Below are 12,064 nucleotides of genomic sequence, written 5' to 3'. Positions count from 1 at the left end.
CTCGGCCGGGCCCGCCGGCGGCCCGGCCCCCCGCCCCCGCGCCCGCCCCACCCCCTCGTCGGCCCCACCCCCTCGTCGGCCCCACCCCCTCGTCGGCCCCACCCCCGGCCCCGTGGGCGGCGATGCCCGGGGGGCGGCGCGCGCACGACGGGGGATCAGGGTGGTCGGCACGCGTACGAGGCGTACGGGACGGGTGGTTCGGCGGACGCGGGAATGAGGCGGTTCAGCCGCGATTCGGGTCGGCGAGCGCGAGACGCGGTGAACTTCGCCGTCGTCCGGCATGCGCCGTAGGGCCGACGGGAGGACGGCCGGCCGGGGCGGGCCGGGGTAGGACATCCGCCCGATGCCGCAGGGCGTCCTTAGTCGCCAGCCTGATGCCGTGACGAAAGCGCGGGTCGGGAGGGCTGTGATGGGTGCGATGTCGGGGTCGGCGACGGTACGGGTGCTGCGGGACCGTACGGCGGGGCTGTTTCTGGTGGCGGTCGTCGTCTCCGGTTTCGGGACGTCGGCGATGTGGCTGGCGGCCGGGGTCTGGGTCAAGTCGCTCACCGGGTCGGACAGTCTGGCGGCGCTCGCCGTCTTCGCCATGTGGCTGCCGGTGCTCCTCGGGCCCGCGCTCGGGACGATCGCCGACCGGCTCCCCAGAAAGCCGCTCCTCGTGTGGTCCAACCTCGTCATGGCCGGGCTGCTGGCCTCGCTGGTCCTCGTCGATTCGGCAGGGCGGATCTGGATCCTGTTCACCGTGCTCGTCCTGTACGGAGCGAGTTTCGTACTGATGGGCGCGGCCGAGTCGGCACTGATCGCCGGGGCCGTCGACAGCCGGCTGCTGGGTGATTTCAACGGGCTGCGGATGACGGCGAGCGAGGGCATGAAGCTGCTGGCGCCGCTGGCCGGCGCCGGACTGTACGCCCGCTTCGGGGGCGGCACCGTGGCGCTGCTCGACGCGGTGTCGTTCGCGCTGGCGGCCGGGGTCTGCGCGATGCTGCCGGTGCGGGAGCCCGCCGGGACCGCTCCGGCCGCCCGACGGGGCGAACTCGCCGCCGGCATACGGTTGGTGTGGACGTCGCCGGTACTGCGGCCCCTGGTGCTGACGGGTGCGGTGACGATGCTCTGCGCGGGGCTCAACGGGGCCGCGATCTATGCCGTGGTCGACGACGGTCTCGGGCACTCCCCCACGTACGCGGGGGTGTTGTACGCGGTGCAGGGAGTCGGGTCGGTCGCCGTCGGGCTGCTGGCCGGGCCGCTGCTGCGGCGGCTGCCCGAGCGGGTGTTCACGGCGGCCGGGGTCGCGCTGTTCGCGGTGGCGCTGGCGTCGCGGGCTCTGCCGTACGACGCGGTGGCGCTGGTGGCGAGCGCGGCCATCGGGTTCGGGCTGCCGTGTGTGCTGATCGCCGCGATGACGGCGGTGCAGCGGGAGACCCCGGACGCCGCGCTGGGCAGCACCACCGCGACCGCCAACACGCTGATGATGGTGCCGAACGCGGTGGCGCTGGCGCTCGGCGCGGGGCTGATCGCGCTGGTGGACGTCCGGGTGCTGCTGCCGGTGGTCGGCGCGGCGGCGCTGCTGACCGCGGTCCTGCTGGTCACGGGCCGGCGAACGAGGTCTTCCCTGCTCGAACGGGCTTGAGGACCCGCGACGACCGACGGACGCCCGACCGGCCCGGTCCCCTCATCGACCGAGGCGTGACAGCGCTCCGGCGACGGCCCGAAGGTCCGGGTCGGAGGCGAGCCCGGCGTGGTAGAGGCGCAGTTGGTTCGCGCCGAGCGAGGCCGCGTGCGCCGCGTCCCGCTCCAGCGTGGCGGGGCTGCCCCCCATCCCGGAGACCACGGTGAAGTTGGCCGCGAGCACGCCCTCGCGCCCGGCGAACGGGCCGAGCACCGTCTCGCGCGCCGCGTCGTCGCCGGTACAGGGCAGCACCACACCGTCCGCCACCGACAGGATGTGCTCCGGGTCGACTCCGACGTTCGCACCGGAGCGGTACGGCGCGGGGTCGGCGTGCAGCAGCACCTGGAAGTCCGGCCCCGCCGCCGCCCGCACGGCGGCGACCGCGGACTCCTGGAGCGTACGGGCGACCCGGCTGCGCCACTGGAGGGTGGTGGCGGCGAGGTCGGCGCCGAGGAGCTTCTCGACGCCGGTCCACCCGGCCTCCGAAGAGCCCGAGCCGGACCAGGCCGGCTCCAGTGCCCGGCGTATCGTGGCGGCCAACTCGGCGGCTTCCAGGCCGTGTCCGGCGTAGCCGGTCCGGCAGTCGGGGCAGAAGCAGAGCGACATCAGATACTGCGCCGCGTCCCCCAGACCGACGCCCGCGATCTTGTCGTGGGCGTGCAGATGCGCGAAGCCGTACCAGCCGCAGGACTCCAGCTCGGTGCCGTACGCACCGCCGCGCACCGCCGCCTCCGCCGCCAGGTCCACCAGATGGGCGCGGACCGCGGGCTGCGCGATGCAGGGCGCCCAGGGACAGCGGTCGCCGTACGCGTTGACCACGGAGGTCTCCGGATGCTCGGCGCCCATCCGGGAGTTGTGCGCGAGGACCACCCAGGTGTGCACCTGAAGACCGGCGTCGACGAGGGCCTGCGCGGCCTCGCCGTACGGATCGTCCGAGGCCACCCAGGACTGCTCGTACGGACGCAGTGCGCGCCCGGCCCACCGTGCGGCATCCGGCGGGTAGAGCACCGCGGCATGCTCGGCGGTGACGATGCGACGGCCGGGGTGGCGCGGGGTGAGCGCCCGCGTGGAGTGGTAGGCGGCGGCCAGCGTCACCTGCTGGACACCCAGGTCCGCGACGCGGGCGGCCGCGTCCGGGTCGCCGACGACGTCCCAGGGGTAGAGGAAGGCGGAGGTCCTCATCCGCGCCGCTCCTGTCCGTACTTCTCCAGCAGGGCTCGGCCGCGCGCGATGATCCCGGCGAGTTCCTCGACGTGGGCGGCGGGCGGCTCGGTGAGCGGGGTCCGGACCTCGCCCACGTCCAGACCGCCCAGCCGGACCGCGGCCTTGACGAGTGAGACTGCGTAGCCGCGGCCCTTGGCGCGCAGTTCGACGAGCGGCCGGTAGAAGTGGTCCAGGAGCGCACCCGCCAGGTCGTCGTCGCCGGAGTCCAGCGCCCGGTAGAAGGCCAGCGCGATGTCGGGCGCGAAGGCGAAGACGGCGGAGGAGTAGAGCGTCACGCCGATGCCCCGGTAGGCGAGCCCGGTGAGTTCGGCGGTGGGCAGCCCGTTGAAGTACAGGAAGTCGCGGCCGGGCAGCCCGGTGCGGACGGCGCTGACGATGCGCTGCATCAGATCGAGGTCGCCGTGGCCGTCCTTGAGGCCGATGACGCCGGGCGTCTCGGCCAGGGCGACGACGGTCTCCGGGGTGAAGACGGCGTTGTCGCGCTGGTAGACGATGGTCTCCAGACCGGTGGCCGCGGCCAGTGCCGCGTAGTGGCTCAGCAGCCCCGCCTGGTCGGCGACGACGAGGTACGGGGGCATGGCGAGGAGCCCGTCCGCGCCCGCCTCCTCCGCCAGCCGCGCGTACCGGATCGCGAGCGCCGTGCCGTATCCGGCCCCCGCGACGACGGGCACCTCTCCGGCGGTCTCCTCGACGGCCGCGGCGACGACGAGACGGAACTCCTCCGGCGTCAGCGCATGGAACTCCCCGGTGCCGCAGCAGGCGAAGACGGCCGCCGCACCGGCTTCGACACCGGTGCGCACATGCGCCCGGAAGACGTCGAGGTCGACGGAGCCGTCCGGTCCGTACGCGGTGACGGGGAAGAAGAGCGGCCCGGCGACGCGGCTGAGTCGGGCGGCAAGGGGGGCTGAGGTCACGGGCGCTCCCTGAGCGGGTCCAGACGTGCACAATTCTGATCGGCGTACATATTCATGAACGCCCTCACGCTAAGGCAGCCTCCCGGCGCAGGTCAAGACGAGAGCGCGCGGCCCGCCCGGTCGCAGACCCGGAGCCGTCGACTCCGCAAGCAGCGCCACCAAGAAGGCCCCGCCACTTGACGTGGAAAGCGGTGGCTTTTTAGCTTGTCCATGCATATGAATGTCGTCCATGGATTTGATGCCCCGTGCCGCCGTGCCGCAGGTACCGCCGGGGTCGTCCACGCGCGCGGGCCGCGTGCGTGGGCCTATGCACCGAGGAGATCCGCGTATGCCCGCTCCCCGCACCGTCCTGCTCACCGGCGCCGCCGGCGGCCTCGGCACCCTGATGCGCGGACTGCTGCCCGCGTACGGCTACGAGCTCCGCCTCCTCGACCTCGTCCCCGTCGAGGGCGAACCGGACGCGATCACGGCCGACCTCGGCGACAGAGCGGCGCTGCGCGAGGCCGTGCGGGGCGTCGACGCGATCGTCCACCTCGCGGGCATCTCCCTGGAAGCCTCGTTCGACAAGATCCTCAAGGCGAACATCGAGGGGACGTACAACCTCTACGAGGCCGCGCGCGAAGAGGGCGTCGGGCGCATCGTGTTCGCCTCCTCGAACCACGTCGTCGGCTACACGCCCCGTCCACTGCCCGGCGATCCGCTCATCCCCGTCGAGACGCCGCGCCGCCCCGACACCTTCTACGGTCTGTCCAAGTCCTTCGGCGAGGACCTCGCCCAGCTGTACTGGGACCGGCACGGCATGGAGACCGTCTCCGTACGCATCGGCTCCTGCTTCCCGCAACCGACGTCCGTACGGATGCTCTCGGTCTGGATGAGCCCCGAGGACGGCGCCCGGCTCTTCCACGCCGCGCTCACCGCCGAGAACGTGCGGCACACCGTCGTCCACGGCTCCTCGGACAACACCCGGCTGTGGTGGGACCTGACGACGGCCCGTTCGCTCGGGTACGAGCCGAAGGACGACTCGGAGCCGTACGCGGCCGCACTCGTCGCCGAGCAGGGGGAGCTGGACCCGGACAACCCCGACCACGCCCACCTCGGCGGCCACTTCTGCACCAACCCGCCCATCTGGCCGCACTGATGCCGTGGCCGGAGCGCCCTCCCCCGGCCACGACACCGGCGGCAGCGACCGCCCGGGGCGTCCTACGCACCGGCGGGGCCGGCCGCACGGCGCACCGCTCGGGGCGGCCGGGGCGGTCCGGGTGGTCGTGTCAAGAGTGCGCCAAGGCGGGTGAAGGTAAGGGAACGGCAAAGCCCGGTCGTTCGTTACCCCGTGCATGACCGCAATGACCCCCGGCTCGAACATCCCTCTCTCCGCCGCCCGCGTGGCAGTGGACGTCTCCGCCCCGGTGCGGCTCGACGTCTCGGGCCTGCTGCTCACCGTCGACGGCAAGGTGCGTTCCGACGACGACTTCATCTTCTACAACCAGCCCGCCGGCCCCGGGGTGACCTACCGCTCCGGCGGCGGGACCGCGCCGGACGCGATCCTGGTGGACACCACCGCGGTCCCGCCCGGCATCGAGAAGATCGTGGTCACGGCGAGCCCGGACGCGGCGGGCCAGACCTTCCAGGGAATCGAGCCCACCGCGACGGTGCGCAATGCCGACGACGGCAGTGTGATCGCCACGTTCACCCCGCCGCGGCTCGGCACCGAGACGGCTCTCGTGGTCATCGAGGTCTACCTCCGCAACGGCGCCTGGAAGGCCCGCGCGGTCGGCCAGGGCTACGCGAACGGTCTGGCCGGCATCGCCACGGACTTCGGCGTCTCGGTCGAGGAGGAGCCCGCCGCCGCACCCGTGCCCGCCGCACCGCCGATGCCCGCCGCACCGCCCGTGGACCCGCGGATCGCCGCGCCTCCGGCCCCCGCCGCCCCTCCGGCTCCCGCCGCCCCGCCCGCGCCCGCCGCCTCCGGCAAGATCAACCTCGACAAGGGCCGGGTCAGCCTCCAGAAGAACCAGACGGTCTCACTGGTCAAGGCCGGCCGACCGCTGCTCTCCCAGGTCAGGATGGGCCTCGGGTGGGAGCCCGCGTTCCGGGGCAAGGACATCGACCTGGACGCCTCGGTCATCGCCTACGGCCCCGACCGGAACCACCTGGACAGCTGCTACTTCGGCAAGCTCTCCATCCTGAACGGCGCGATCAAGCACTCCGGCGACAACCTCACGGGTGAGGGCGCGGGTGACGACGAGGTGATCGTCGTCGACCTGGGCCGGATCCCGGCGGAGGCGACCGGTCTGGTCTTCACGGTCAACTCCTTCACCGGCCAGAAGTTCACCGAGGTCGCCAAGGCCTACTGCCGACTGGTCGACGCCACCACCGACGAGGAGCTGGTCCGCTTCGACCTGACCGGCGCGGAGCCGCAGACCGGCGTGATGATGGCCAAGCTGATCAAGCAGTTCTCCGGCGAGTGGGAGATGACGGCCATGGGTGACTTCGTGAAGTCGCGCACCGTCCGCGGCATGGTGAAGCCCGCAGCCCAGGCGCTCTGATGCCGCGAAGGCCCGCGACGCGGCTTCAGGGGCACCTGCGGATGCCAGGTGCCCCTGAGGACCTCGGAGTCCGGCGGGACGCGGAAGCCGCGCTCGCCGGCTCGCTCAGAGCTTGGTCAGCTTGGAGTACGGGCTCAGGATCCTCCCCTGTCGCCCCGAGAAGTCGATGAGCACCGCGTCGTTGTCGCCCTCGACGGCAAGGACGCGGCCGAGTCCGAACTGATCGTGCGACACCCTGTCGCCCACATCGAACAATTCGACCGGTGGGGCCGCCTGGGCCGGGCGGTTGAAGGGACTGGAGGGCAGGTGGCGCCGGGATCCGGCTGACTGTTTCATTACCTTGAGTATGCGCCCTGGAAAGGCCCGACGCCATGCCCGTCACCTCCTGGGGCGTACCGGCGCCGGATCCGACATCAGCCGTTCCAGGGCCAGTCCGCGTCCCGACCGGCCTCCAGCAGCGGCACCATACGGAACGCCGCGTCCGAAAGCCCCCCGAAGGTATGACGGTTCGCACCCCCCGACGGAGCGTGCCCCACCCGGTATCCGGCGAGGTTCCAGGTGTACACGGGCACGGTGGACGGTACGGCCGCGGTGGCGTCCGCGGCGCGCGAGAACGCCGCCTGCTCGTCCGTGACGATCAGTACGCGGTCGTGGCCCCGGTAGTGCAGACGCACCGCCTCCGCGGTGTTGGTGCCGCCGAGGTCACCGAAACGCTCCAGCACCTTGAGCACGGACTCGCCACGCCGGTATGTCACCGGTGCGCTGCTCGTTCCGAACTGCACCAGATCGGCATCGGACGCCCGCAGCGCCAGTGCCGTACCGAAGATCGCGGCGGCGTCGGCCCGGTTGAGCTCCGAACGGTCCGAGAGCGGCGACCACATCGAGCCCGAGCGGTCGACCAGGATCAGCGTCCGCCCCGGCAGCGCGGGCACATTGCGCACGGAGTGGCCGAGCGCCTTCTCCAGCGGGTGGGCCCAACGCAGTGAGGGCGCGTGCCGATAGGCGGCGAGATAGCGGAACGGGAACTGTCGCGACGCGGCGACCACGTCCGGGTCGCAGATCTTCGCTGCCACCCGCGCGGCGACCTCGTCCGAGACGCCCGCCTCGTCGAAGTTGCGCAGATTACGCAGGAGCGCCATCGCGCCCATCGACGGAATGACCGCTTCCCAGGCCGCGGCGTCCATGGGCCCCTGCAACCACCCGGCCAGCGCCTCCCAGGTCATGCCCGCGGCAGCCAGCCGGTCCGCGCCGTCCTCGCCGGTGACGACGGCCCGGCGCTCCTCGACCGGCAGTTCCATCAGCGCGCGGTGGGCGGTGAGGGTGCGGTCGGAGGCCGGCACCACGGCCGCCTCCGGGTGGTGGCGACGGTCGAGGGCGTACCGGAACAGCTCGCCCTGCCACGACTTCTCGGGGTCCGGCGAGGCGTGCACGATGTTCAGGATGTCGCCGAAGCGGTAGCCCTTGGACGCGGTGTCGTACTTCAGCAACGACTTGCCGTGGTAGAGACGGCGTACGGCATCGGCGATGCCGCGCTTGACGGGCTTGGGCACGGCACGGCCGTAGCGCGAGGTCCAGTAGCCGAGGAGTTCCCCGGGTTCGTCGGCGCGCAGCAGGACGGAGTCGACGACCTGCCGGTTGGACGGACCGTCCTCGGCGCCCGCGTCGAGCCGCGCCTTCACGTACTCGGCGGCGCCGACGATCGAGGCGGTACGCATCAGACCGTCGCGGCGCAGCCAGTGGAGCAGGCCGGCGGTCCACTCGGGGTCGCCGACGGCGAGTACCCGCACCAACTGGGCGAACCGGTCGTCGCGCTGCTCGCCGTCCTCGTAGAAGGTCTGCTGCGAAACGAAATTGGCGACCGCGAGCAGAAAGAGTTCGGAGCGATTGTCGCGGAGATGTCCTCGGCCGCCCTGATGGGTCGGCGCCGTCTGCCCGGACGACTTCACGGGCGAGGTGACGCGAGGGCGTGCGGCGCGGGTGTTGAAGCGTGCCATGTGAATTCCCCCGAATTCATTGGGAGAAGGCACAAAGGGAGAGAGTGCCCGAGATCAGGAGTCGGTGACGGGCTTGCCCGATGCTCTACCGCCTTGAGCTACCGACCGTGGCCGGGCGGGACTTGAACCCGCAACCATCGGATCCGAGAAGTAGCCGTCACCTGCGCACCGGGCACTCCCGGCGTCTGTGCCTCCCGAGATCAGAGTCGGCGACGGCGTTTTCGTTTCAAGAAGTAACCGCTGCCTGCGCACCGGGAGGTGCGTGCATTTCTTGCTGATGAAATTGTCGATGTGCCCAGAGATCAGGGTCGGCGGAACCGACGAAGGTGCTCTGCCGACTGAGCTACACCGGAACGAGTTCCGGTGGCGGGACTCGAACCCGCGACATCCCCATTATCAGTGGAAGTAGGTCCTGCCTGCGCACCTGGGCACAGACAGGACTCTAGAGGGGGACTCCGGCGCGCGCGAGGGAATTAAGCGCGCAATGCCCACCCGGGACTTCCGACGCCACCGGCCGTCAGTGGCGGTTCGGCTGGCGCTTCCACGGACCGGTGATGGCGAGCATGATGCCCGGCGTCTGGATGTTCGCGTACAGCGTCTTGCCATCGGGCGAGAAGGTGACACCGGTGAACTCGCTGTACTCCGGCTCCTCTTCGCTGCCGATGTTCAGCTCGTTGCGCGCGATCGGGTACGTGCGACCGCTCTCGGTCGCCCCGAAGAGGTGCTGGATGCCGTTGCCGTCCTCGGCGATGACCAGACCGCCGTACGGCGAGACGGTGATGTTGTCCGGGCCGTCGAAAGCACCGTCCTTCGACGGGTCGGCGTTCACACCCAGGAGCACCTTCAGCGTCAGCGTGCGGCGCTTCGGGTCGTAGAACCAGACCTGGCCGTCGTGCTGGACGGGGCTCTCGGCGCGGGCGAACGAGGAGACGATGTAGGCGCCGCCGTCGCCCCACCACATGCCTTCGAGCTTACGGGCCCGGGTGACCTGGCCGTCCGTGAACTGCTTGCGCACCGAGACGGTCTTCGCGTCACGGTCGGGCACATCGGTCCAGTCCACGCCGTACACGGTGCCGATCTTCGTGGCGCGGGACAGGTCGTCGACGAACGTGCCGCCGCTGTCGAAGCACTTGGCGGCCTGGAGGACACCCGCGTCGTCGGCGAGCGTGCGCAGCTTGCCGCGGCCGTGACGGAAGCCGTGCGGCGGGACCCAGCGGTACAGCAGCCCGTTGGGGCCCGCGGCGTCCTCGGTCAGATAGGCGTGCCCCTGCTTGGGGTCGATGACGACGGCCTCGTGGGCGTACCGGCCGAGCGCCTTGATCGGGCGCGGGTCGCGGTTGGCGCGCCTGTCGTACGGGTCGACCTCGAAGACGTAGCCGTGGTCCTTGAGCAGGCCGTTCTTGCCCGCCTTGTCCTCGGTCTCCTCGCAGGTGAGCCAGGTGCCCCACGGGGAGGCACCACCGGCGCAGTTGGTGGACGTACCGGCGATGCCGACCCACTCGGCGGTACGGCCGTCGCGGCGGGTCTCCACGACGGTGCAGCCGCCCGCCGCGACCGGGTCGTACACGAGGCCCTCGGCGAGCGGCACCGGGTGCTCCCAGCCGGCGCGGGTGCCGCTCAGCTCGTGGTTGTTGACGAGCAGCGTGACGCCGCGCGGGCCCTCGAAGGTGGCCGTCCCGTCGTGGTTGGAGGGGGTGTACTCCCCGGTCTCCAGCTTGGTGACACCACTGTGGGTGATGACCTTGTACGAGAATCCGGCCGGCAGCGAGAGAAGGCCCTCGGGGTCGGTGACCAGCGGCCCGTATCCGGGCTCGTCGTGGTGACCGTGACCGTGGTCGTGTCCGTGCTTCGAGTCCTCTGCGGCCAGGGCACCGGGCGCCGTGGCCAGCGCGGCGACAGTGCCGGTCAGGGCGATGCCGGCACCGGTGAGAGCGGACTGTCTGGTGAATTCCCTGCGCGTGAAGGGCATCACGTACTCCTGGAGCGACTGGGCGGGTTGTTGGCGCGCCCACAGTCGCGCCCCTGCGCCAACACCAGTTGAACCACGGGAGACGTAGAGGGGCATCCTTCCTGTGCAGTTGGCCGAATGCGGTCGGCCGGATGCGACCGGCCGCGCCCGCTCCACACTGCCCGCCACGGACCGCCGCGCGCCGCCCGCGCTCGCGGTCCGCGCGCCCGTCCGGCCTCAGGCCCCCGTCCGCGACCGTGCCTTGAACGCCGCCTTGCGGGCCTCCTTGGCCTTCTTCTTGTCGCTGTGCAGCCGCCCCATCGCTTCGAGGACGTCCGCCGTCGCCGGGTGCTCCACCCGCCACGCCTCGTCGAAGAAGCCGCCGTGCTGGCCCGCGAGCCCCTCCACCAGGCCCTGGAGCTCATCCAGATCGCCCTCGGCCGCCAACTGGGCCGCGATCGTGTCGATGGCGAGCCAGAAGATCATCGGCTCGGGCGGCGCGGGAACGTCCGCCGCGCCCAGCTCCGCGAGCCAGACCCGTGCCAGCCCGCCCAGCTCGGGGTCGTCCAGCACCGCGCGCACCGCGGGCTCCGCCTCCGCTCCGACCAGCGCGAGCGCCTGCTGGCAGTGGAGCCGGCGCAGCGGCGCCTGCCCGTCCGTTCCGCGGGCCGCCGCCAGGAGTTCGGCCGCGGCGTCGTCCGCACCGCGACGGGCGAGCCACAGCCCGAACTCGTCGCGGGCCGCCGTCTCGGGGTAGTGGGCGATGCCGCCAAGAAGTGCGTCGGCGCCCTTCTCCGCGAGGTCGCCGACCATGGGGGCGTCCACTCCGGCCTCCAGCATCCGGGCCCGGATGCCGTAGAGGCCGAGAGGGGTCAGTTTCACCATTCCGTACCGGGTGATGTCCTCCTCGTCGGACGGCGGTGCGGTGTCCTCGCCCTCCTCGACCAGCAACGCCTCGTCCACCGGGCGGTACTCGACGATCCCGATGGGTTCGAGGACCCGGAACTGGTCGTCGAGGCGCATCATCGCCTCCGACACCTGCTCAAGAATGTCGTCGGTGGGCTCGCTCATGTCGTCGGGCACGATCACGGACGCGGCGAGTGCGGGCAGCGGTACGAGATCCGTGTCTTCGCCGCCGTCGCCGACGGTGAGCAGATACAGATTGGCGAGGACCCCGTCGAGGAACTCCGCCTCCACCTCCGGGTCCCAGTCCAGGGATTCGAAGTCGACCGAGCCGTCCTCGCCGATGAGATCGGCGAAGTCCTCGAAGACGGGAGCGGTGGCGTCGGCGAACACGGCCTCCAGTCCGTCGAGCCAGATCGAGAGGACGTCCTGCGGTGAACCGCCGGTGATCAGCGCCAGGTTCTCACCGGCGGCGGCAGTCCCCTCCGCGGCCTCCCCCGCCTGCTCCTGCGGATCCTCGACGTCCACGAGCCCCGCGTCGACCGCGAGCCGCCACGCCTCGCTCGCCTCCGCCGCGCCGTCCTCGTCCGCCGTGAGGCCGAGGTGTTCGGCCGCCGCGGGCAGTTGTGCGTCGACGAGCTCGCCACCGGCACCGACCCGGGTCCCGGGACCCGCCCAGCGGGCGAGCCGGACGGCACGGGCGAGCAGCGGCGCGGCGAGCGCGTCCCGTGCCAGCTCGGCCTCGGAGTGCAGCCGTACGGGCGGCAGGGTGGAGCGCTCTGCGGACATCAGGTGGTTCTCCTCGGGACGTACGGGGCGTACGGGGTCGGGCGGCCCAAGCGTAGACGCATTTCGCCCCATGCCGCCCG

9 protein-coding genes and 1 tRNA gene are annotated in these 12,064 nt (G+C 71.8%); 3 read left to right on the top strand and 7 right to left on the bottom strand.

The genetic code is table 11. The features are described from left to right. Positions 1-418: 418 nt before the first annotated feature. Positions 419-1,627, top strand: a complete 1,209-nt coding sequence (locus tag ACIRP2_RS06005) for an MFS transporter (RefSeq protein ID WP_404247197.1) — start codon at positions 419-421, stop codon at positions 1,625-1,627. A 42-nt stretch (positions 1,628-1,669) separates the two neighbouring features. Here the strand turns inward: ACIRP2_RS06005 and ACIRP2_RS06000 are convergent, their stop codons facing one another. Both ACIRP2_RS06000 and ACIRP2_RS05995 read right to left on the bottom strand, forming a co-directional pair. Continuing rightward, on the bottom strand, positions 1,670-2,848 hold the full coding sequence (locus tag ACIRP2_RS06000; RefSeq protein ID WP_404246916.1) for a hypothetical protein: 1,179 nt from the start codon (positions 2,846-2,848) through the stop codon (positions 1,670-1,672). Then, a complete protein-coding gene (locus ACIRP2_RS05995) occupies positions 2,845-3,804 on the bottom strand; it encodes a 5-dehydro-4-deoxyglucarate dehydratase (protein WP_404246914.1) in 960 nt (319 codons plus the stop codon). The genes ACIRP2_RS06000 and ACIRP2_RS05995 overlap by 4 nt, the downstream gene beginning before the upstream one ends. A 328-nt stretch (positions 3,805-4,132) precedes the next feature. On the opposite strand from ACIRP2_RS05995, the gene ACIRP2_RS05990 reads away from it, so the two are divergent. Together ACIRP2_RS05990 and ACIRP2_RS05985 are read left to right on the top strand one after the other, a co-directional pair. Further along, on the top strand, positions 4,133-4,942 hold the full coding sequence (locus tag ACIRP2_RS05990; protein ID WP_404246912.1) for an NAD-dependent epimerase/dehydratase family protein: 810 nt from the start codon (positions 4,133-4,135) through the stop codon (positions 4,940-4,942). A gap of 196 nt (positions 4,943-5,138) precedes the next feature. Continuing rightward, on the top strand, positions 5,139-6,350 hold the full coding sequence (locus ACIRP2_RS05985) for a TerD family protein (RefSeq protein WP_404246910.1): 1,212 nt from the start codon (positions 5,139-5,141) through the stop codon (positions 6,348-6,350). A 105-nt stretch (positions 6,351-6,455) separates the two neighbouring features. On the opposite strand, the gene ACIRP2_RS05980 is transcribed toward ACIRP2_RS05985, so the two are convergent. From ACIRP2_RS05980 to ACIRP2_RS05960, 5 genes are all read right to left on the bottom strand, one after another. Continuing rightward, a complete protein-coding gene (locus ACIRP2_RS05980) occupies positions 6,456-6,686 on the bottom strand; it encodes a hypothetical protein (RefSeq protein WP_037711258.1) in 231 nt (76 codons plus the stop codon). Between the two features lie 77 nt (positions 6,687-6,763). After that, positions 6,764-8,344 carry a TROVE domain-containing protein gene (locus ACIRP2_RS05975; protein ID WP_404246908.1) on the bottom strand — a complete coding sequence of 527 codons (1,581 nt, stop codon included), beginning with the start codon at positions 8,342-8,344 and terminating at the stop codon, positions 6,764-6,766. A 358-nt stretch (positions 8,345-8,702) separates the two neighbouring features. After that, positions 8,703-8,772, bottom strand: a tRNA-Ile gene (locus tag ACIRP2_RS05970). A gap of 89 nt (positions 8,773-8,861) precedes the next feature. Then, the gene (locus ACIRP2_RS05965; RefSeq protein WP_404246906.1) at positions 8,862-10,313 is read right to left on the bottom strand and encodes an alkaline phosphatase PhoX; all 1,452 of its coding nucleotides are present in this window, start codon (positions 10,311-10,313) and stop codon (positions 8,862-8,864) included. Positions 10,314-10,529: 216 nt separating this feature from the next. Continuing rightward, positions 10,530-11,984, bottom strand: coding sequence for a hypothetical protein (locus ACIRP2_RS05960; protein ID WP_404246904.1), 1,455 nt, complete (start codon positions 11,982-11,984; stop codon positions 10,530-10,532). Between the last annotated feature and the right edge of the window lie 80 nt (positions 11,985-12,064).

The organism is Streptomyces sp. NPDC101194, from assembly GCF_044767885.1.
Classification (GTDB): domain Bacteria; phylum Actinomycetota; class Actinomycetes; order Streptomycetales; family Streptomycetaceae; genus Streptomyces.
This window is presented reverse-complemented; position numbering and strand designations above follow the sequence as displayed.

Coding starts and splice junctions, on each gene's coding strand:
- ACIRP2_RS06005 (WP_404247197.1), top strand. CDS start 419: ATGTCGGGGTCGGCGACGGTACGGGTGCTGCGGGACCGTACGGCGGGG.
- ACIRP2_RS06000 (WP_404246916.1), bottom strand. CDS start 2,848: ATGAGGACCTCCGCCTTCCTCTACCCCTGGGACGTCGTCGGCGACCCG.
- ACIRP2_RS05990 (WP_404246912.1), top strand. CDS start 4,133: ATGCCCGCTCCCCGCACCGTCCTGCTCACCGGCGCCGCCGGCGGCCTC.
- ACIRP2_RS05985 (WP_404246910.1), top strand. CDS start 5,139: ATGACCGCAATGACCCCCGGCTCGAACATCCCTCTCTCCGCCGCCCGC.
- ACIRP2_RS05980 (WP_037711258.1), bottom strand. CDS start 6,686: ATGAAACAGTCAGCCGGATCCCGGCGCCACCTGCCCTCCAGTCCCTTC.
- ACIRP2_RS05975 (WP_404246908.1), bottom strand. CDS start 8,344: ATGGCACGCTTCAACACCCGCGCCGCACGCCCTCGCGTCACCTCGCCC.
- ACIRP2_RS05965 (WP_404246906.1), bottom strand. CDS start 10,313: ATGCCCTTCACGCGCAGGGAATTCACCAGACAGTCCGCTCTCACCGGT.
- ACIRP2_RS05960 (WP_404246904.1), bottom strand. CDS start 11,984: ATGTCCGCAGAGCGCTCCACCCTGCCGCCCGTACGGCTGCACTCCGAG.